The sequence below is a fragment of the Rhodopila sp. genome, assembly GCF_965277825.1.
Taxonomy (GTDB): domain Bacteria; phylum Pseudomonadota; class Alphaproteobacteria; order Acetobacterales; family Acetobacteraceae; genus Rhodopila.
In genome coordinates this window covers 4631464-4650064 of record NZ_OZ255846.1, presented here as the reverse complement: position 1 = coordinate 4650064, position 18601 = coordinate 4631464, and the positions used below count along the sequence as shown (strand labels likewise).

Sequence of the window (18601 nt, the reverse complement as noted above, 5' to 3'; positions counted from 1 at the left end):
CAAAGTTTCAACCGGAACGACCTCGGTCATCGAACCGCCCCTGTGCCCGGCGCTGGTGGTGATGACGCATGGCTGTGGCGCGACAGCACATCAAGGTCCTCCGGTAGCCGCAGGATGTCGCGCAGGGCGGCAAACGCAGTCATGCCGGCAATTCAGACTTTCGGCCACAGCACCTCGCGGGTAGCGATCGAGGCCGGATACACCGGCACCGGCTTGGCGTCACGCCACTGCACCACGCAGAGCTTAGCGCCGACCCGGCGGCCCGCCGCATCGTATTTCAGGTGCCCGTCGGGGAAAAACAGCGCCGGCCCGGTGGTCATATCCAGCGCATGGATCGCCTCATTCACCTTGTGCCGGTCGGCAACCCCGGTGCGCTCCAGCGCCTCCTTCAGGATCAAGACGTGGACATAGCCGAAAATCGAGTCGTGACCGAACCAGGGTTCGCCGGTGCGGGCGATGAAGCGTTTCTCCAGATCCGCCTGGTTCTTGCCAGGCCAGTTGGCGAGCCCCACCATGATGCCTTCCAGGTTCTCAGGCCCGGCGTTCTTCAGCAGTTCCGGCACCGCCCAGTGACCGCCGCTGCCGATCTTCGGCAATCGGTCGCTCTTCAAGTTGAACTCGGCGAACTTGTCCACCAGCAACTTGTCGTCGGGCACGTTGGTGGACTGCAATACCACGAAGTCCGGCCGAACCGAGCGGATGTGCTGGACCAGCGTGGTGGCATCGGTCAGGGGCGGCGTATAGACCTCATCGGCGACGATCTTCAGGCCCTGGTCCTTCGCCTCATGGTCACGCATCGGCTTCATGAAGCTGACCGACGACGCGGTGTTGTCGCCCAGGAAGGCCACCTTGGTCGGCTTCTTGCCGGACGCCTTCTGGGCAATTTCCATGATCATCGGCAGTTCCTCCTCGGCCTGGCGGTCGGCGGTGGGCGAGGACTGGAACACATGCTTGAAGCCGCGCCCGGTGATCAGGTCGGAATAGGACAGGGTCAGCCAGGGCAGCGCGGCGCGTTCGGTGACCTCGGTCGCCGCCAGGGTGAAGGTGGACAGCCAGCAGCCAAACCCGCCGACCAGGTCGGGCTCCTGCGCGACCATGCGTTGGGCGGCGTCCTTGGCTTTCTCGGCGCTGTCCTGGGTGTCGTATTCGACCAGCTTCAGCTTGGCGCCGCCCATCGACTTGATGCCGCCGGCGTTGTTGACATCGTCGACCGCGAGCCGGGCCCCCATCCGTTCCAGGATACCCTGCCGCGCCCACGGGCCGGACAGCGGCATCAGCATGGCGATCTTCACCTCGGCCGGGGTCTGAGCGCGCAGCCGGCGGGGGGTGAGGGTGGCGACGCCGGCGGCAAGGCCGAGGCCCACGCTGGCGCGGCGAGTGAAATCGGTCATGGCGTTGCTCCAGTTTTTATGCTCACCGCGGCGGCAGGCGTGACGGGACAGGTATTGTTTGGGTCGCTGCGATGCACTGGTCTCAGGTGCGTGCGCATTGGTCGCGGGCGGTGCGGTCGCTGCTCTTGTTCAACACAAAGACACAGAGTCACAAAGGATTTGTGGATTGTTTCTTTACCAGTCACAAGCTGCAACCTTCCCCGGTCGGCTCACGCTGGCCTGCCGCCGCGTCCAGCCTCTCTTCTGATGCCGGCCTATCCGTTGCATCATCTCGAAAAATCAACCCTGATTCTGACCACGTGAAGCAAGTCGATGCAGCGACTGCGAAATCTTCGTGGCTTAGTGTCTTTGTGTTAAAGCCCAACGGCGAAACGGCTTCGCCGCAAGCCCCTCCCCCGACGACCCCACCACCCGCTCGATCGCTCCACACCGCAATCCGCCGAAAGGCCCCGCGCTGATGATCGCTGCCGCGCATCGTCAGCTCAGACCCAGGTAGGATTTGCGCACCCGATCGTCGCTTAGCAGCGTCGCATACGGACCGTCCAGCACCATGCGCCCGGATTCCAGCACGTAGCCATGATCCGACAGTTCCAGCGCCTCGGCCACCCGCTGCTCGACCAGCAGGATGGTGACGCCGTCCTCGCGGTGGATCTGCGACACCCGCTCGAAAATGGTGTCGGCCACCGCCGGCGCCAGGCCCATCGACGGCTCGTCCAGCATCAGCAGCCGCGGCGCGCAGGCCAGGCCGCGGCCGATGGCGACCATCTGCTGCTCACCGCCCGACAGCGTGCCGGCGAGCTGGCCGGCGCGCTCCGACAGGATCGGGAACAGCGTGTGGATGCGGTCCAGGGTGTGACGCCAGGCCTCTCGTCCCGCCTTCGGATAAGCGCCCATCTGCAGATTTTCCAGCACCGTCAGGGTCTTGAACACCTGCCTCCCCTCGGGGATGTGGGCGATGCCAAGATGCGCGCGCCGCGCCGGCGCGAGCCGCAACAGGTTCTCACCCATGAAGCTGATCTGGCCGCCCATGGCCGGAACGATGCCGGAGATGGTCTTGAACAGGGTGGATTTTCCCGCCCCGTTCGGCCCGACGACGGTGACGAATTTGCCCTCCGGCACCGACAGCGACACGTCGCTCAGCGCGCGCAGCCCGCCGTAGCTGACCGACAGGTTGCTGATCTCAAGCATCCTGCCTCGCCGCCCATTTCTTGCCGAGATAGGCCTCGATGACCGAGCGGTTCTCGACCACCTCGCGCGGCTGCCCGCTGGCCAGCACGCGGCCGTGATCCAGCACCACGAACCGGTCGGCGATGCGCATCATCGCGTGCATGGTGTGCTCGATGATGACCACGGTCATGCCCTCGGTGCGCAGCCGCACCAGAACCGCCAGCACGTCATCGCACTCGTCGCGCCCAAGCCCGGCCAGCGTCTCATCCAACAGCAGCAGCCGCGGCCGGCCCGCCAGCGCGCGCGCCAGTTCCATCAGCCGAAGCTGCTTGTTGGTCAGTTGCCCGGCGGCGATGCCGGCACGGTCGGCCAGCCCGACCCGGTGCAGCGCGGCGATGGCCGAGTCGATCGCTTCGGCATCGCCCAGACCGGCGCCATAGGCACCGACGATCACGTTGTCCAGCAGTGGCAGGCGGGGGAAACTGCGCACCACCTGGAACGTGCGGCCCACCCCCATGCGGCAGACCGCATGCACCTTGCGCCCCAGCATCGATTGGCCGGCCAGGGTGGCGCTGCCCTCGTCCGCGGCCAGCACGCCGTTCAGCACGTTGAACAGCGTCGTCTTGCCGGCGCCGTTGGGGCCGATGATGCCGAGGATCTCCCCGGCGTCGACCTCGAAACCAACCAAGCTGACCGCGCGCAGGCCGCCAAATGACCGGGACAGCCCCTCCACCTTCAGCAACACCGCGCCCGATGTCGTCGGGGTCGCCATCGGACCGGGCCGGGCCGGATCGGACGCCGGTGCGGCCAGGTTGCCGGCAGCCAGGGCAGGGGACTCCGCCTGGCGTTTGAAAAACCTGTCGCGGACGGTCCAGAACAGGCCGTCGGGCGAGGCCAGCGTGATGCCGATGATCGCCACGCCATACACCACGCCCTGGATACCGGGCAGGATGTTGCCCAGTTCGGCATTCAGCGATTCCGCCAGCGGCACCAGGATCGCGGCCCCGACCACCGGTCCCCAGATCGACGCCACCCCGCCGAACAGGGTGACCACAACGGCCTGCGCCGAGACCAGCAAACCGAACACCGAATCTGGCGTCACCACCAGCAGCACGCAGGCATAAACGCCGCCGGCCGCGGCGGCGATCATGCCGGAGACCACCAGCGCGCGAATCTTCCACAGCCGGGCGTTGATGCCCGCCGCCTCGGCCGCAAGCTCGTTCTGCCGGATCGCCAGCAAAGCCAGGCCGAAGCGCGAATTCTCCACCAGCATGCAGACCACGACGGCGCCGACCAGCAGACCGACGGCGACCATGGTGTAATGGCGCGGGTCGGTGAACTCCAGGAAGAACGCCGGATGCTCGCGGTGCATCGGCAGCGACATTTCCTGGAAACCGAGGTATTGCAGGAAGTAAAGAATCGCCAGCGGGTAAGCCAGCATCGACAAGGCGAAGTAATGACCCCGCAGGCGGAACGTCGGCAGCCCGATCAGCACCGCCGCCCCGGCGGCGACGATCATGCCAAGCGGGATGCCCAGCCAGGGGGTCAGGTTCCAGTAAACCAGCGCAAGGGTAACGACATAGGCGCCGATGCCGAAGAACGAGGCGTGGCCGAACGACAACTGGCCGCCATAGCCGGACAGGATGTTCCATGAAACGCCGAACGCCGCCCAGATCGGCACCAGGGTCATGATCAACTGGTAGTAGCTGTTGGTCACCAGCATCGACGCCCCGAGATAGGCGGCCGACAGCACCGCCAGCGCGACCGCATCGCGCCGCAGCCGAGGGGCGGACTTGTACCTCATGCGGCGCACCGAATCGGCATCAGGCGCGCTCCGCCGAACGGCCGAACAGGCCCTGCGGGCGCAGCAGCACGATCATCAGGAAGACGACGAAGATCGCCGCGTTCTGCAATTGCGGCGGCAGCACCAGGGCCGAGCATTGCTGCACGAAGCCGACCGTGAGGCCGCCCCAGAAGGCGCCCAGGATGCTGCCCATGCCGCCCAGCACCACCCCCGAATACATGATGATGACGTAGTCCAGCCCGACGAACGGGCCGAACGACAGATAGGTCGCCATCAACCCGCCGGCGATCGCGGTGATGCCACTACCCAGGCCGAAGGCGATGCGATAGGCCTTGTCGGTATCGATACCCATGTAAGTCGCAGCAATCGGGTTATCGGCGGCGGCCCGCAGCGCCCTGCCCAGGCGGCTGTATTCCAGCACCAGATAGAGGCTGATGGCGGTGATGATGGAGACCGCGCAGGCGATCAGCCGGGCCTTGTTCAGGAACACCGTGGCGTCGCCATAGATCGGCCCAATCATGATCGCACTCGATGCCAGCGGCGTGCGCACCGTCACCGGGGTGGACCCGAACACGATCAAGCCGCCGTTCTGCAGGATCAGCGAGATGCCCAGGGTGACGATCAACTGGCCGAAATGCCCCTCGTCGAGCGAGCCGCTAGTGCGCAGCCCGGACACCCGTGAAATCAGCAGCTTGTGCAGCAGCGCCCCGCCGGCGAACACGATCGGACCGGCCAGCAGCGCCCCGACGAACGGCCCGATGGTCGGACCCAGGAATGCCAGCACGCCGCCGCCGGTGACCAGATAGAAGCTGGCGAACATGCCCAGCATCAGCAACTCGCCCTGGGCGAAATTGACGATCCGCATGATGCCGAAGATCAGCCCCAGGCCGATGCACATCAGTCCGTAGATGCAGCCGATGGTGATGCCGGCGGCGACCGCGTTCAACACGTTCTCAATGAGAACCTCGAGGTCCACCGTCCGCTGCCTCCCCCATGGCTGCCCAGTTGGGGCGGCTTCTTTGTGCGAGCGGTGTCTTAACCGGTCTGTGCCGCCTGCTCAAGCTTGGCCCCCTGATGGCCGCACGCCATGCAGCACCGGTGGCGACCGGCGCCACCGCGGCAACCCCGGACACTCGTTTGGCGGCTCAAATTCAGTGGCAAAATCCGGGCATGAAAAAACCCGCCTCGCTTACGGGGCGGGCGGGGTCGCACAATGCCAACGCTACCGCTTTAGATACGGCAGCGCATCAGCGCCCTTCTGGATCGTGAACGTCATGTTTCCCGTGGGCTTCGCCGCCTGCGCGGATGGCTTCTGCGGTGCCGGCCGAGGTGCGGTCTGGGCCGGCGGGGTGGTGGTTGTCATGGCGAAGCCTCGATGATGCCAAATTTCGCAGTCGCTATGATTAGTATGGTGGCGAGTAAGGCGAACAGCAAGCTCCACAGCAAACACAACACGGCTCGAGCCCGGTAGTGGTATCGTTGCAAGGTCACTTCGCGGTTGATCGGGACGACCTCGGAAAACGTGTCGAGCAACTGCGCTTGGATGTCGATCATCACCGCGGTGTCGAGTCCGCCGCCTCTGAGGCCTGCGCTGGCATGATAGTTGTGCAGTTCACGTGCTCGCCCGAGAATCAGCCGTTCAGGCCCAATCCGCTTATAATCGCGCTTCCGCGTTGCTAACGCGAGATACCATAATACCGCCCCGCTCAAACCCACAACGAAAAGCAAAAATAGCCCTGCGAGTGCCACGGACCACGCGCACGGAACGATATGCCATTGCAAAGTTGGCGGCGATCCGGGTCGGCTGCAAGATTTCATGATCGTGCCCCAAGACGGCAGTTGGGTTGCGGAGTAGTTGAGCGACGCCACGATCAGCCCCAGGGCCGTGGCAAAGAACGGCAATGTGCGGTGAACATCTTCCTCCGCGCCCAGCTCTTGCCGATAGATGTCGATCAGCAGGAAAAAGATTGCATCCGTCGTTCTTTCGCCAAGCGGCAGTTGCTCTGCCTCGCCTTTGGGTGTGGCCTCGGGCAATGGGTCAGACACTCGACCAGTTCCTTCTTCGTGAAATGACCTTCGGGAAGGTTGGACCGACAAGCAGCGTTCGGTCATGTGACAGACGACACCGAGCGGCCGCGTCATCTGTCGGGACGACATCGTTCGCGCACTGCGTTCGGCGGCCAAGCCGGGGTCGGCCGGCATGTCTCGATCGGACACCGGCTCTGGCTTGGAAGTCTCGCAGGTCGCTTGTCTTCATCGGTCGGTCCTGGTGCACGCTCGGAAGCAAACCCAAGGCCGGAGCATCGGCGTTCCTTCAGGCCCCGGCACGTATTATATACCCTCACCAACCGCCGAACCCTCGGCTGCCCAGGCGAAAGCATCGAATGACCGACTCCACAGCCGACCCCGCCAGCCCCATCCCCGGCTCACGTAACGAAATCGCCCGCCGCCGCACCTTCGCCATCATCTCCCACCCCGACGCCGGCAAGACCACGCTCACCGAACACCTGCTGCGCGCCGGCGGCGCCATCCAACTCGCTGGCAACGTCCGCGCCAAGGGCGAACGTCGCCGCACCCGCTCCGACTGGATGGGCATCGAGCGCGAGCGCGGCATCTCGGTCGTCACCTCGGTGATGACCTTCGAATACGCCGGCTGCGTGTTCAACCTGCTGGACACCCCAGGGCACGAGGATTTCTCCGAAGACACCTACCGCACCCTCACCGCGGTCGATTCCGCCGTCATGGTGATCGACGCCGCCAAGGGCATCGAGGCGCGCACCCGCAAACTGTTCGAGATCTGCCGCCTGCGCGACATCCCGATCATCACCTTCATCAACAAGATGGACCGCGAAGCCCGCGACCCGATCGAACTGCTCGACGAGGTCGCCTCCACCCTGGCGCTCGACACCTGCCCGGTCACCTGGCCGATCGGCCGAGCCGCCGAATTCGCCGGCACCTACGACCTACGGGCGAGAAAGATGCACCTGGTCAACGACCTGCCGCAGTCCGATCCACGCATGCAGTCGTTCGCCGATGAGGTCGACCTGGTGCGCTCCGCACTGCCCGAATTCGACCTCGCAAGCTTCAACGCCGGCCACCTGACGCCAGTCTATTTCGGCAGCGCGATCAAGGACATCGGCGTCCGCGACCTGCTCGACGGCCTGGCCGAATACGGCCCCCGCCCGCGCGCGCAACCCGCCGACACCCGCACCGTCGAGGCCACCGAACCCGGCCTGACCGCCCTGGTCTTCAAGATCCAGGCCAACATGGACCCCAACCATCGCGACCGCATCGCCTTCGCCCGCGTCTGCTCCGGTCGCATGGTCCGCGGCATGCGCTTGAAACAGGTGCGCACCGGCAAGTCGATCCCGCTGCACGCACCGCAGTTCTTCTTCGCCCGCGATCGCGAGATCGCCGACGAGGCCTTCGCCGGCGACGTCGTCGGCATCCCCAACCACGGCACCCTGCGCATCGGCGACACCCTCACCGAGGGCGAGGACGTGCAGTTCACCGGGGTGCCCTATTTCGCCCCCGAAATCCTCCGCCGGGTCCGGCTGGACGACGCGATGAAGGCGAAAAAACTGCGCCAGGCCCTGGTGGAACTGGCCGAGGAAGGCGTCGTGCAACTGTTCCGCCCGCAAGACGGAGCTGCCCCCCTGGTCGGCGTCGTCGGAACCCTCCAGCTAGACGTCCTACAGGCAAGGCTCGGCGCCGAATACGGAGTAAAAATCGGCTTCGAGTCGCCCTCCTTCGCCTTGGCACGCTGGGTATCCGCACCGGACAAGGCGGCGCTCGCCAAGTTCATCGCCGACAACCGTAGCGCGATGGCCGACGACGTCGACGGCGACCCGGTGTTCCTAGCCAGTTCGGCGTTCATGATGCGCCGCGCCGAGGAACTGGCGCCGGCGCTGACGTTTCGTGACATCAAGGATATCCGGGCCGATAAGCTGGCGGCCTGATCCCGGCTCCCCAGGGTAACCGGCCCACCGCCGGCCAGCCCCGGCCGAAAAAACACCTGACACGGAAACCCATGACGGCGACGCGCGAAACCATCCTCAGCGGAGATGTTAGGGAACCCTGCTGACGCCGCGACATCCAGCCGACCTCGGCGTGATCATCGCAGCCGGTTCAAGCGGTCGAGTCGATGTGGCGCGCGCGAGGCTGTTCGCATCGCGCGGCGCTGTCGCGCTCGCCCTACGCTGGTTCGGCGGCGAGGGCCAGCCTCCCGGCATCTGCGAAGTGCCGCTGGAAACCTTCACCCGGGCGCTCGATACGCTGGAGCAACACGGCTGCAAGCGGATTGCCTTTGTCGGCACCTCGAAAGGCGCGGAAGCGGCTTTGCTGACCGCGATCCGTGACCCGCGCCTGGATACCGTGGTCGCGATCAGCCCGACATCGGTGGTCTGGGGCAACAGCGGCCCGGGGCAAGATGGCGAAGCCTGGCCGCAACGCTCATCCTGGACCCATGCCGGCGTCGCGCTGCCGTTCATCGCCAGCGATCCATACTGGAAGCGGGACTACCGCGATGGCTTGATCTCCTACCGAAGCCTGCATGAACAAAGCCTGCTCCGCTTCGCCTCCGAGCTATCCGCCGCCACCATTCCGGTCGAGCGCGCCAAGGCTGCTATCATCCTGGTCGCAGGCGGCGACGATGCTCTGTGGCCATCCGAAACGTTCGCGAAGTCCATCGCTGCCCGCCTCGCCGCCAGCGCGAAGCAGGCACGCCTGGTGTTCGATCAGGCGGCCGGACATCGCGTGCTGCTACCCGGCGAAACCACCCCTCGCTCCGCCCTGCACGCCCACGGCGGAAACGATCAAGCCGATGCCGCGCTGGGGGACGCCGCCTGGAAGGTCATGACGGGGCACCTGGACTTGCCGCTATAAAGCAGAAACGCTGCTCCGGCCCGGCGAAACCAGACCAAAGCAGCGCTTGCAACATCAATCCGCGGCAACCGCCACCGACGGCCGCAATGACCGCCTGCGTCCGCCATTCCAGCCTATATTCGTCCCATTACCAGCAGCACGACGACAATCAACAACACCAGTCCCAGACCGCCGCTCGGGTAGTAACCCCAACCGCCGCTATAGGGCCAACTGGGCAGCGCACCCAGCAGCAACACAATCAGGATGATAATGAGAATGGTGGACATCGGCCGGCCTCGACTTTACTTCTTCAGCGCGTCACGAGCGGAATCCTTCACTCCGCCAACAGCATTCTGTACCTTGCCGCCGGCTTTTTCCGCCGCACCCTCGGCCTCGGTCTTCTTGTCGCCGGTCATCTTGCCCACGCCCTGCTTGATGGCGCCCTTCGCCTGATGCGCTACGCCCTTGGCACGATCTTCATCCATTGCAAAATCCTCCCTGGTCAGTGAAAGTCGGTTATGGCTTGTAGCCTGTGTTCTTGTCTGCCGAGTTGGTCAGTCCCTTGCCGGCCGCGCTGAGATCCTCACCCGCGCCCTTCGTGGTGTAGCAGGCGGCCAGCATCGGGGCGACCGCGGCAAGAGAGGCAAGGGCGAGTAGCAACCTGGCTTTTTCGCGCACGGCACAGTCCTTTCGATCAGCTCCAGACGCCGCATCACCTTGCCCTGAGGCGGATCGGTTACAAGTCGTACGGAGATCGCACCATACCAGTTTGTTTTCACATGACCTTGAGAATCCGTGCTGCTAACGCCGCGGCCTGGCTTGGCAGTCAGCCGCGAATGCGGTTGACTCGGCCAACCCAGCAGGACGACCCCGCATGGCAGGACTTTATTACGAACAGTTTTCCCCCGGTCAGGAATTCAACCATCCCTGGACTCGGACGGTCACCGAGCTGGACAACACCCTGTTCAGCGCGATGACGATGAACGTCCAACCGCTGCATCTCGATGCCCATTTCGCCGCCGAAACTGAATTCGGGCAACGCTTGGTGAATTCGATCTTCACCCTTGGCCTGATGGTCGGCATGAGCGTCAACGACACCACGCTGGGAACCACCGTCGGCAACCTGGGGTTTGGCGATACCAGGTTCCCCAAGCCGGTGTTCCACGGCGACACCCTGCGCGCCCGCACCAAGGTCCTGACCATGCGCGAAAGCCGATCCCGCCCCACTGTCGGCATCGTCGAGTTCGAGCACACCTGCTGGAACCAGCGCGACGAAATGGTGGCGATCTGCCGCCGCCAGGCGATGATGCGCAAGCACCCGGCATGACCCGCCCGTCGGCCGAAAAACCGGCCAAAGCCGCAGCCAGACCGGACCGCGCGCAGCGTGAGGCCGCGGCGCTACGCGCCAACCTGCTGAAGCGGAAGGACCAGGCCCGGCAACGCGAGCAGGCGAAGCCAACGCCGGATCGCTGAGCCCGCGCCATGCACGATATCTGGTAAACCGCCGATTCGGCACCAGCAACGGCTGGTCGACACGAACTGGAGAATTTCGACGTAAACCTGTAGGCGACCGGCGTCCGGTGAACCGCCGCCGGCCGCGCAGCAAACGATCCATCCTCAGATCGTGATCTTCGTCCCGTCGAACCGGGTAAATGACCAGCTCGCGTTCTCGTTATATGTTGCCTTCTGGTCGCGTAGCACGCGAATGGCAATTTCCTCGCCCAGAATCACCGATCGCTCATAATCCGACCGCCAGTGTACACCCGCGTGATTGCGCCCCAGCGCGATATTGGCAGCCAGCTTGTTCGCCTCCCCGCCGAGCGTCAACCTGTCCGGCCCGGTATAAGGCTGCAACGACAGCCCATCATCACTCGGCATCATCGGCTGGGAGAACACGTAGTCCTCGTCGAAAATCGCCTTGAGCATCGTCGCGCACGCGCCGGCGACGGTCCCGTGCCCCTGGCCGTACGATGGATGCCACGGACTGCCCTCGGGGAATGCCTGCGGCAGCAGCCAGCTGCCGTTATTGGCCTGCACCCGCCCCACCGCGTCGGAGTTCAGCACATCGCCGTGCAGCGGATAGTCGAACCGCAGCGGGTCGCCGGCTGCCAGCAGCGCCTTATGCACCAGGGCGCCATACGCCTCCGGCCGCAGCACGCGATGCACGAACCATTTTTGGAACCAGATCGCCTTCAGCGCCGGGGCCGCGATCGCTGCAACCTGGGTCTTGGCATAGGGGGTCCCGAAAGTGCCAAAGCCCTGCTGCTTCACGGTGCTATTGTAGGGATTGCCGGGATTGAACGGGGCCTTGAGGTCAATCGCCACAAGGCAGCCGTTGAAGTAAGCCTCGAACAGTACGTCGACGTGCACATAGGCAGCCAGACCTCTGCCGTCGCGTAGGTAGCGCCGCTGCGGATCGAACGAATTGCCGCCGAACGGCAGCGAGCGCAGTGCCGTCGGGTCGGTTGCCTGGCCGTTTTGCACTGCCAGCCACGAGGCAAAGTCGGTCAAGTAATCTGCGCCGCCACCGCCGATCGGCAGAAAGGTCTGAAATCGCTGATCGATGTGGACCGCGCCGAAATCGAACGGCAGCAGCAGGAATTGAGATATATATGGCCCGGCGAGATCCCCCGCGGTAAAGCCCCGGAACAGGGTCTTCCCGGTAACCTGTCCACCCTGCCTCGGCCCACGAAAATCGGACAGCGCATTGAGCTCGGCGATCGCCGCGAGTGTCAGCGGATCGCTGCCGTACTGGCTGAACGGCACGTCGCGCAGCAACGCCATCCAGTAATCCTCAACCGCCTCGCCGGCGCGCCAGGCGCTGGCCAGTTCCGGCGCCGGCGCCAGCACAAACGACTGCGGATCGCGGCCTTCCAACTCGTAAGCCAGGCCGGCCTGCGGATCGACCAGCGGTACGTCTCCGCCCAGGGTGATCGCCTCGAAATCGGCGGGCACGCCTGTACTGAGCGCATGCAGCATGGTTTCGTAGGATGTCGGATCGACGTCTCCCCTGAAGTCATGCTTCAGGCCTTTCGAATAATTGCCCCAATATTCGCCCCGGTAACGTGTCTCATCGCCATTGTTGTGCTGATGGGCAATGTGCTTTTCGGCCTTCGCCGCTGCAATGCGGATTGTCTCGGCCTCATTGGCACGGGCATGTGGGTTCAACGTTGACATGGAATTTCCTCTGCGCTATCACTGTTGTTTCTGTATCGTAATATGCGATTGACTGGCGGTTTGGCTGCATTCGGCAATCAGGGTTAGCAGATGTCCTGTCGGTTGAGCTGTGAGCCAGATCACACGCGTCGGCCCCTTGCACCGCCGCGTGCGCTGCCCTCCATTACCCGCCAATGACCCTGGCCCACGACCCACCGACCCAGCCGCAATCGCGCGTCGCCGCCAACGTGATGCACTTCGCCAGATTGCTGCGCCGCGCCGGTCTGCCGGTCGGCCCGGCCGAGATCATCACCGCGCAGCACGCACTGACCGGTATCGACCTCGGCTCGAAAACCCAGGCGCGCACCGCTCTGCGCGCCGCGATGATCCACCGCCACGACCATCAGGAGGTGTTCGACCAGGCGTTCGCGCTGTTCTGGCGCGATCCCTCGGCCGCCGAACAGGCCGCCGCCATGGCGTTGCTCGACGCCGGCAAGCAGCCCAAGCCGGAACGCCCGCCGCCCGCCTCGCGCCGCGTCGCCGAGGCCTTCGCCCGCAAGAGCGACCAACCGCCGCGCCCCAAGGAAGACTCGCCGGTCACCGACATGACGATGACGGTTTCCAAGCAAGAAAAGCTGCAGCGGATGGACTTCGAGGCGATGGGCGCGGCCGAGATCGCCGAGGCCAAACGCGCGATCCGTCGCCTGGTGCTGCCCCTGGACCTGCGCCGGACCCGCCGCAAGCGTCCCGACCAGACCGGCCCGATCACCGATCTGCGCCGCACCATCCGCACCAGCCTGCGCCAGGGCGGTGAGATCCTCGGCATCGCCCGCAGCCGCCGGGTGACCCGGCCGCCGCCGCTGGTGGTGCTGTGCGATATCTCCGGCTCGATGGCCCGCTACGCCCAGATCCTGCTGCACTTCCTGCACGCCGTCAGCAACGACCGCGACCGCGTCCAGGTGTTCCTGTTCGGCACCAGGCTGTCCAATGTCACCCGCCAGTTGCGCGCCCGCGACCCCGAGGTGGCGTTCCAGATGGTCGCCCACGCGGTGCCCGACTGGTCCGGCGGCACCCGCATCGGCGAGGCGGTTGCCAGCTTCAACCAGCTCTGGGCCAAGCGGGTGCTGGGACAGGGCGCGGTGGTGCTGCTGATCACCGACGGCCTGGACCGCGACGGCGCGCAAGGCCTGGCCGAGAACATGGACCGCCTGCACCGCTCCTGCACACGGCTGGTATGGCTCAATCCACTGTTGCGATGGGACGGGTTCGAACCAAAGTCACAGGGTATCCGCGCCATGCTGCCGCACGTCGATGAATTCCGCCCGGTGCACAACCTGGCCAGCTTGCGCGGTTTGATCGATCTGTTGTCGCGGCCCGCCCCGCGGGCCTTCGTGATGAAGGGAGCCAATCCATGAGCATTTCGCAAGTCGAGGACGTGTTGTCCACCGCCGCCGCATGGCGCGCCGCCGGCGAACAGGTGGCGGTCGCCACGGTCACCGAAACCTGGGGCAGTTCGCCACGCCCGGCCGGCAGCCAGATGGCGGTCACCAAGTCCGGCCGCATGGCCGGATCGGTGTCCGGCGGCTGCATCGAAGGCGCCGTCGCCGACGCGGCGATGAAGACGATCGACACCGGCAGCCCGCAACTGCTGGATTTTGGCGTCACCCACGAACGCGCCTGGGAGGTCGGGCTGGCCTGCGGCGGCAAGGTCAAGGTGTTCGTCGAGCGGTTGAACTAAGCCCCCCCGCCGGGACGGCGGCGGAAACAATTCGCCGGGACGGCGGCGGAAACAATTCGCCGGGACGGCGGCGGAAACAATTCGCCGGGACCGCGGCGGAAACAATTCGCCGGAACGGCGGCGGAAAAACAATTCGCTGCGACGGCGGCGTGAACGACGGTCCGTCGGGACAACCGTCGCCAACAGAGTGTGCACAGGGTTGCGCCCAAGCCCTCCCCTTTTTGGCTGGGGGCGTTATCATCGCCGCTCCTGTCGCGGATGAACCACCATGACCCCAGAAATCCTCGCCGCCCTCGACCGGGCGAAGCAAGACAAACGCCCGGTCGTCCTGGCGACCCAGTTGCCATCCGGCGAGCAGCGCCTGCTGCCCGACCCGGAAGCGCCGGCCGACCTGAACCAGGCCGCCGACCGCGCGCTGCAGCGCGACGAGAGCGGCACCGTCAAGCTGGGCGGCACCGATTTCTTCCTGCACGCCTACAACCCGCCACTGCGCCTGATCGTGGTCGGCGCGGTGCACATCGCGCAGGCGCTGGTGCCGTTCGCCGCCCCTTGCGGGTTCTCGGTTACCGTGGTCGATCCGCGCCGCTCGTTCGCCTCCGACGAACGCTTCCCCGACGTCGAGATTTCCAACGCCTGGCCGGATGAGGCGCTGGACGAATTCGTCCCCGACAGCCGCACCGCGGTGGTCACCCTCACGCATGATCCGAAGCTGGACGATCCCGCCCTGGACCGCGCACTGAAGTCGCAGGCGTTCTACATCGGCGCGCTGGGATCGCGGCGCACCCACGCCGCCCGGCTGCAGCGCTTGCGCGACCTCGGCCACCAGGACAACGCCCTGTCACGCATCCGCGGCCCGGTCGGGCTGAACATCGCGGCGGTCACCGCACCCGAGATCGCGCTGTCGATCATCGCCGAGATCGTCGCCGTGCGCCGCAACGCACCGCTGGCGCCGAAGCCGGCTGCATGAAGTTCGGCGCGGCGCCGCTGGATCAGGCCAAGGGTGCGATCATGGCGCACAGCCAGCGGGTCGGAGAGCGGATGATCCGCAAAGGCGCGTTGCTGGACGATGCAGCGATCGAGGCGCTGCGCGGCGCCGGCCGGTCCGAAGTGATCTGCGCCAGGCTGGAACCCGGCGACGTGCCCGAGGACATCGCCGCCGATCGCTTGGCGACCCCCCTCGTCTCGCCCCTGCTGGCTCGGTCGCGTGCCGCCACCGGACGGGTCAACCTGCTGGCCGAGGCGCCCGGATTGCTGCGCATCGACGCAGCCCGGATCGACCGGCTGAACACCATCGATGAAGCGCTGACCATCGGAACCCTGCCCGACTATGCCGTGGTGGCGCCCAAGGACCTGGTCGCCACCATCAAGATCATCCCGTTCTCGGTGCCCGGCAACGTGCTCAGCGTCGCCGAGGCGCTGGCCCGCCAAGGCCCCAGTCCATTGACCTTGCATCCGTTCCGCCCGCTCAAGGTCGGCCTGGTGGTCACCGAACTGCCGGGTCTGAAGGACAGCGTCACCGACAAGACGATCGCCATCACCGAGGCACGCATCACCGCGCTGACCGGCAGCCTGCTGCCCCCGGTCCGCTGCCCGCATCAGCAGGACGCGATCGGCCGCGCGCTCGACAGCCTAGTCGCTGCGGGCGCCGACCTGCTGCTGGTGATCGGCGCGTCCGCCGTGGTCGACCGTCGCGATGTCGGGCCGGCCGGCATCGTCCGCGCCGGCGGCGAGATCCTGCATTTCGGCATGCCGGTGGACCCCGGCAACCTGATCTGCCTCGGCCGCATCGGCGAACGCCCCGCCCTGGTGCTGCCGGGATGCGCCCGCAGCCCAAGCCTGAACGGCATCGACTTCGTGCTGACCCGCCTGTTCGCCGGCCTCGCGGTCACCCCGCGCGACCTGATGCGCATGGGCGTCGGCGGCCTGCTGAAGGAGATGGAAACCCGCCCGATGCCCAGGGAGAAGGCACCGGCAACCCCTCGTTCCGGTGCCGCGCCGCGCAGCGCGCCGTTGATCGCGGCGGTGATCCTCGGCGCCGGACGGTCGCGGCGGATGGCGCCGCACAACAAGCTGCTGGTCGCCGATAAATCCGGCAAGCCGATGATCGCCAGGGTGGTCGACAATATCCTGTCGTCCAACGCCCGGCCGATCCTGGTGGTGACCGGACACCAGGCCGAAAACGTCGGCCACGCGCTGGGCGGAAGGCCGGTGCGCTATGTCCATGCCGATGATTACGCCGAAGGCCTGTCGGCCAGCCTGAAAGCCGGGATTGCCGCGGTGCCCCCCGAATGTGCCGCCGCGATCGTTTGCCTCGGCGACATGCCGCTGGTGACCGGTCGGATGATCGACCGGCTGCTGTCGATGTACGATCCCGAGGAAGGCCGCCTGATCGTGCTGCCGACCTTCCGCGGCAAGCAGGGCAACCCGATGCTGTGGGACCGCCGATTCTTTGCCGAGATTCAACAGATCTCCGGCGATTCGGGCGCACGCTTCCTGGTCGGCAAGCACACCGAATCACTGTGCGAGGTCGAAATGGCGGACGACGCCGTGCTGCGCGACTTCGACACCACCGAATCGCTGACCACGCTGCCCCGGGGGATGCGACCCGCCGGGGTGGGCTGAAACCCCCAGCCGGCCGCCGTCAGCAGGCGCGATCTCCGCGCCAGAGTGTGGCGCACTATCCTTCGATCCGCCGGTATCGGATTTCGCCTCACATCGCCGTCTGCATCACCCCAAAGCAACGCCGCCGGGCAGGACAACAAGCTTGCCGCGAACCTGCCGGCTCTGGCTGACGTCGAGCGCCTCCCGCCAATCCTCCAGACCGAAAGTGCGAGCCACCGGCACCGTAAACCGGCCGGCCGCGGCAAGCTGGGCGAACTCGCCGAGCACTTCATGGCGCAAGGTGGCGTCTTCCCCAAAGCTGCTTCGGGCGCCAAGCTGCAAGGCCGCCTCAAAGTCGGAAATAGTCAGCACACGGCGAGCATCACCGCCGGCGATCCTGATGAGATCGGGCAACACCCCGCTAGCGGGAGCGGTGTCCAGAACCAGATCCGGTGCCCCTCCCGCGATGTCGATAACCCGATCGACCATCCCCTCGCCATACCCCGTCACCTTCGCCCCGAAACCGCGCAGTCGCTCGGCGAACGTCTCACCGGCGGTGGCGATCACGCCGGCGCCGCGCAGTAACGCGATCTGGACAGCGGCAAACCCCACCGTCGTTCCTGCGCCATGGATCAATACTGTATGCCCCGCTGCCACACCGAGATTTCCGAGGCTGCGAACCGCCGTCTCAACCGCCATCGGCAGCGCGGCGGCCGCAACCAGGTCGAGCCCCGCCGGAACCGGCGTCCAGTGATTCATGATGGCGTAATCCGATGCGCCAGCGCTGCCGTAGCCTGCATAGTCGGCCGTTCCCAGGACATGATCGCCGACGCCGACATCGGTCACGCCCGCACCCACCGCTTCGACAGAACCTGAAATCTCCAGCCCGATCCCCCGAGGCAGAGCGCCGGCGAACAAGCCCCGGCATAGCGCCCAGTCGGCAGGATTGAGCCCACATGCGTGCACCAGGACCCGGATGCGGCCGGGACCTGGGCTCGGAATCGTCGCGTCATCCAGCCTCAGCACGTCGGCCGGTTCACCATGGCTGTGAAACCGAATGGTCCTCATGGTGGCACGTTCAGGTTCGGTCATGCTAGGCCTCCGCTTGCCTGGTCAGATGCTGGTCGCGAAGCGCCGTGCCGCTTGCGACAGCGCGACGTTGACAACGCGGGACTGTTTCGTCAGTCACTGACGATATAGGATGGTGTCAGTGACTGACAATAGGGTGCTCATTCGATGCCGCGAAGCCGGGAGGAAGTGCGTCGTCGCCTGCAGCAAGCGGCGTTGGAGCTATACCGCGAGCGTGGCTACGATCAGACCACGACCGCCGCCATCGCTGCCAAGGCGGGGGTCACCGAACGCACCTTCTTCCGTCACTTCCCGGACAAACGAGAGGTGCTGTTCGACGGCGAGGCTGCGCTGAGCGCGGCTCTGATCAGCGCAGTAGCCAGCGCGCCGCATAAGCTTGGTCCCTGGGACACCTTGTTCTTCGCGTTCCGCTCAGTGGAACAACTGTTTGTCGAGAATCGCCCTTTCTCCGAACCCCGAGCCCGGGTCATCGCCAGCAGCCCCGCGCTTCAGGAACGCGAACTGGCCAAGATCGGGTCACTGACTGCCACGCTCGCATCGGCCCTGCGCCAACGCGGCGTTGCCGATCGTTTGGCAACCTTGGCGGCCCAAACAGGGATCGCCACACTCAGCCATGCCGTGACCTCGTGGCTCGACGACGGTCCGAGTAATCTGGACGACCATCTCGTCCAGGCCTTCCACGATGTGCGCGCGCTGTCCTCATCCAGCCCAAATCGGGTCCGCTGAACGCTGGCAGTCCCCGGGAAGTGATACCAGCGGTCATGCTTCACGACTATCGGTCTTACCGGCTAC

General features: G+C 65.7%; 20 protein-coding genes. 9 read left to right on the top strand and 11 right to left on the bottom strand.

Annotated features, from left to right (window positions below; genetic code table 11):
• Window positions 1–152: 152 nt before the first annotated feature.
• The 6 genes from ACQY4T_RS22430 to ACQY4T_RS22405 all read right to left on the bottom strand — a co-directional run bounded on the left by ACQY4T_RS22430 (window position 153) and on the right by ACQY4T_RS22405 (window position 6408).
• Window positions 153–1391, bottom strand: a complete 1239-nt coding sequence (locus ACQY4T_RS22430; protein ID WP_428535207.1) for an ABC transporter substrate-binding protein — start codon at window positions 1389–1391, stop codon at window positions 153–155.
• 477 nt (window positions 1392–1868) lie between these two features.
• Window positions 1869–2579, bottom strand: coding sequence for an ABC transporter ATP-binding protein (locus tag ACQY4T_RS22425; protein ID WP_428535205.1), 711 nt, complete (start codon window positions 2577–2579; stop codon window positions 1869–1871).
• On the bottom strand, window positions 2572–4362 hold the full coding sequence (locus tag ACQY4T_RS22420) for an ABC transporter permease subunit (protein ID WP_428535203.1): 1791 nt from the start codon (window positions 4360–4362) through the stop codon (window positions 2572–2574). The genes ACQY4T_RS22425 and ACQY4T_RS22420 overlap by 8 nt, the downstream gene beginning before the upstream one ends.
• Window positions 4363–4381: 19 nt before the next feature.
• Window positions 4382–5338 (bottom strand): branched-chain amino acid ABC transporter permease, encoded by a 957-nt coding sequence (locus ACQY4T_RS22415; protein ID WP_428535201.1) that lies wholly within the window; start codon window positions 5336–5338, stop codon window positions 4382–4384.
• A gap of 246 nt (window positions 5339–5584) precedes the next feature.
• Window positions 5585–5725: a hypothetical protein gene (locus ACQY4T_RS22410; RefSeq protein WP_428535199.1), complete on the bottom strand. Its 141-nt coding sequence runs from the start codon at window positions 5723–5725 to the stop codon at window positions 5585–5587.
• Window positions 5722–6408 carry a hypothetical protein gene (locus ACQY4T_RS22405; RefSeq protein WP_428535197.1) on the bottom strand — a complete coding sequence of 229 codons (687 nt, stop codon included), beginning with the start codon at window positions 6406–6408 and terminating at the stop codon, window positions 5722–5724. The genes ACQY4T_RS22410 and ACQY4T_RS22405 overlap by 4 nt, the downstream gene beginning before the upstream one ends.
• Before the next feature lie 338 nt (window positions 6409–6746).
• On the opposite strand from ACQY4T_RS22405, the gene ACQY4T_RS22400 reads away from it, so the two are divergent.
• Both ACQY4T_RS22400 and ACQY4T_RS22395 read left to right on the top strand, forming a co-directional pair.
• Entirely contained in the window at window positions 6747–8321 is a 1575-nt protein-coding gene (locus ACQY4T_RS22400; RefSeq protein WP_428535195.1) for a peptide chain release factor 3, read from the top strand.
• Between the two features lie 151 nt (window positions 8322–8472).
• Window positions 8473–9246 (top strand): acyl-CoA thioester hydrolase/BAAT C-terminal domain-containing protein, encoded by a 774-nt coding sequence (locus ACQY4T_RS22395; protein ID WP_428535193.1) that lies wholly within the window; start codon window positions 8473–8475, stop codon window positions 9244–9246.
• A 113-nt stretch (window positions 9247–9359) separates the two neighbouring features.
• Here the strand turns inward: ACQY4T_RS22395 and ACQY4T_RS22390 are convergent, their stop codons facing one another.
• The 3 genes from ACQY4T_RS22390 to ACQY4T_RS22380 are packed head-to-tail and all read right to left on the bottom strand — an operon-like array spanning window position 9360 to window position 9903.
• Window positions 9360–9512 carry a DUF3309 family protein gene (locus ACQY4T_RS22390; protein WP_428535191.1) on the bottom strand — a complete coding sequence of 51 codons (153 nt, stop codon included), beginning with the start codon at window positions 9510–9512 and terminating at the stop codon, window positions 9360–9362.
• A 15-nt stretch (window positions 9513–9527) separates the two neighbouring features.
• The gene (locus ACQY4T_RS22385) at window positions 9528–9710 is read right to left on the bottom strand and encodes a CsbD family protein (RefSeq protein WP_428535189.1); all 183 of its coding nucleotides are present in this window, start codon (window positions 9708–9710) and stop codon (window positions 9528–9530) included.
• Window positions 9711–9741: 31 nt separating this feature from the next.
• The gene (locus ACQY4T_RS22380) at window positions 9742–9903 is read right to left on the bottom strand and encodes an entericidin A/B family lipoprotein (RefSeq protein WP_428535187.1); all 162 of its coding nucleotides are present in this window, start codon (window positions 9901–9903) and stop codon (window positions 9742–9744) included.
• A 196-nt stretch (window positions 9904–10099) separates the two neighbouring features.
• On the opposite strand from ACQY4T_RS22380, the gene ACQY4T_RS22375 reads away from it, so the two are divergent.
• Window positions 10100–10552, top strand: a complete 453-nt coding sequence (locus ACQY4T_RS22375) for a MaoC family dehydratase (RefSeq protein WP_428535185.1) — start codon at window positions 10100–10102, stop codon at window positions 10550–10552.
• Window positions 10549–10698: a hypothetical protein gene (locus tag ACQY4T_RS22370; RefSeq protein ID WP_428535183.1), complete on the top strand. Its 150-nt coding sequence runs from the start codon at window positions 10549–10551 to the stop codon at window positions 10696–10698. The genes ACQY4T_RS22375 and ACQY4T_RS22370 overlap by 4 nt, the downstream gene beginning before the upstream one ends.
• Window positions 10699–10842: 144 nt before the next feature.
• Here the strand turns inward: ACQY4T_RS22370 and ACQY4T_RS22365 are convergent, their stop codons facing one another.
• The gene (locus ACQY4T_RS22365) at window positions 10843–12402 is read right to left on the bottom strand and encodes a vanadium-dependent haloperoxidase (protein WP_428535181.1); all 1560 of its coding nucleotides are present in this window, start codon (window positions 12400–12402) and stop codon (window positions 10843–10845) included.
• 173 nt (window positions 12403–12575) lie between these two features.
• On the opposite strand from ACQY4T_RS22365, the gene ACQY4T_RS22360 reads away from it, so the two are divergent.
• From ACQY4T_RS22360 to ACQY4T_RS22345, 4 genes are all read left to right on the top strand, one after another.
• Window positions 12576–13796, top strand: a complete 1221-nt coding sequence (locus ACQY4T_RS22360; RefSeq protein ID WP_428535179.1) for a vWA domain-containing protein — start codon at window positions 12576–12578, stop codon at window positions 13794–13796.
• Window positions 13793–14119, top strand: a complete 327-nt coding sequence (locus tag ACQY4T_RS22355; protein ID WP_428535177.1) for an XdhC family protein — start codon at window positions 13793–13795, stop codon at window positions 14117–14119. Before ACQY4T_RS22360 ends, ACQY4T_RS22355 begins: the two co-directional genes overlap by 4 nt.
• Before the next feature lie 268 nt (window positions 14120–14387).
• Window positions 14388–15086 carry an XdhC family protein gene (locus ACQY4T_RS22350; RefSeq protein WP_428535175.1) on the top strand — a complete coding sequence of 233 codons (699 nt, stop codon included), beginning with the start codon at window positions 14388–14390 and terminating at the stop codon, window positions 15084–15086.
• Window positions 15083–16741, top strand: a complete 1659-nt coding sequence (locus tag ACQY4T_RS22345; protein ID WP_428535173.1) for an NTP transferase domain-containing protein — start codon at window positions 15083–15085, stop codon at window positions 16739–16741. The genes ACQY4T_RS22350 and ACQY4T_RS22345 overlap by 4 nt, the downstream gene beginning before the upstream one ends.
• 105 nt (window positions 16742–16846) lie before the next feature.
• Here the strand turns inward: ACQY4T_RS22345 and ACQY4T_RS22340 are convergent, their stop codons facing one another.
• Window positions 16847–17812, bottom strand: a complete 966-nt coding sequence (locus ACQY4T_RS22340; protein WP_428535171.1) for an NADP-dependent oxidoreductase — start codon at window positions 17810–17812, stop codon at window positions 16847–16849.
• Window positions 17813–17956: 144 nt separating this feature from the next.
• Here ACQY4T_RS22340 and ACQY4T_RS22335 point away from each other — a divergent pair, with 144 nt between their 5' ends.
• Window positions 17957–18535 carry a TetR/AcrR family transcriptional regulator gene (locus tag ACQY4T_RS22335; RefSeq protein WP_428535169.1) on the top strand — a complete coding sequence of 193 codons (579 nt, stop codon included), beginning with the start codon at window positions 17957–17959 and terminating at the stop codon, window positions 18533–18535.
• Window positions 18536–18601: the final 66 nt, after the last annotated feature.

Bases quoted from the DNA above. Each gene is read 5' to 3' on its own strand.
- ACQY4T_RS22335 (WP_428535169.1), top strand. From the start codon at position 17,957: ATGCCGCGAAGCCGGGAGGAAGTGCGTCGTCGCCTGCAGCAAGCGGCG.
- ACQY4T_RS22340 (WP_428535171.1), bottom strand. From the start codon at position 17,812: ATGACCGAACCTGAACGTGCCACCATGAGGACCATTCGGTTTCACAGC.
- ACQY4T_RS22355 (WP_428535177.1), top strand. From the start codon at position 13,793: ATGAGCATTTCGCAAGTCGAGGACGTGTTGTCCACCGCCGCCGCATGG.
- ACQY4T_RS22430 (WP_428535207.1), bottom strand. From the start codon at position 1,391: ATGACCGATTTCACTCGCCGCGCCAGCGTGGGCCTCGGCCTTGCCGCC.
- ACQY4T_RS22400 (WP_428535195.1), top strand. From the start codon at position 6,747: ATGACCGACTCCACAGCCGACCCCGCCAGCCCCATCCCCGGCTCACGT.
- ACQY4T_RS22365 (WP_428535181.1), bottom strand. From the start codon at position 12,402: ATGTCAACGTTGAACCCACATGCCCGTGCCAATGAGGCCGAGACAATC.
- ACQY4T_RS22385 (WP_428535189.1), bottom strand. From the start codon at position 9,710: ATGGATGAAGATCGTGCCAAGGGCGTAGCGCATCAGGCGAAGGGCGCC.
- ACQY4T_RS22390 (WP_428535191.1), bottom strand. From the start codon at position 9,512: ATGTCCACCATTCTCATTATCATCCTGATTGTGTTGCTGCTGGGTGCG.
- ACQY4T_RS22410 (WP_428535199.1), bottom strand. From the start codon at position 5,725: ATGACAACCACCACCCCGCCGGCCCAGACCGCACCTCGGCCGGCACCG.
- ACQY4T_RS22360 (WP_428535179.1), top strand. From the start codon at position 12,576: ATGACCCTGGCCCACGACCCACCGACCCAGCCGCAATCGCGCGTCGCC.
- ACQY4T_RS22420 (WP_428535203.1), bottom strand. From the start codon at position 4,362: ATGAGGTACAAGTCCGCCCCTCGGCTGCGGCGCGATGCGGTCGCGCTG.
- ACQY4T_RS22370 (WP_428535183.1), top strand. From the start codon at position 10,549: ATGACCCGCCCGTCGGCCGAAAAACCGGCCAAAGCCGCAGCCAGACCG.
- ACQY4T_RS22425 (WP_428535205.1), bottom strand. From the start codon at position 2,579: ATGCTTGAGATCAGCAACCTGTCGGTCAGCTACGGCGGGCTGCGCGCG.
- ACQY4T_RS22345 (WP_428535173.1), top strand. From the start codon at position 15,083: ATGAAGTTCGGCGCGGCGCCGCTGGATCAGGCCAAGGGTGCGATCATG.
- ACQY4T_RS22350 (WP_428535175.1), top strand. From the start codon at position 14,388: ATGACCCCAGAAATCCTCGCCGCCCTCGACCGGGCGAAGCAAGACAAA.
- ACQY4T_RS22375 (WP_428535185.1), top strand. From the start codon at position 10,100: ATGGCAGGACTTTATTACGAACAGTTTTCCCCCGGTCAGGAATTCAAC.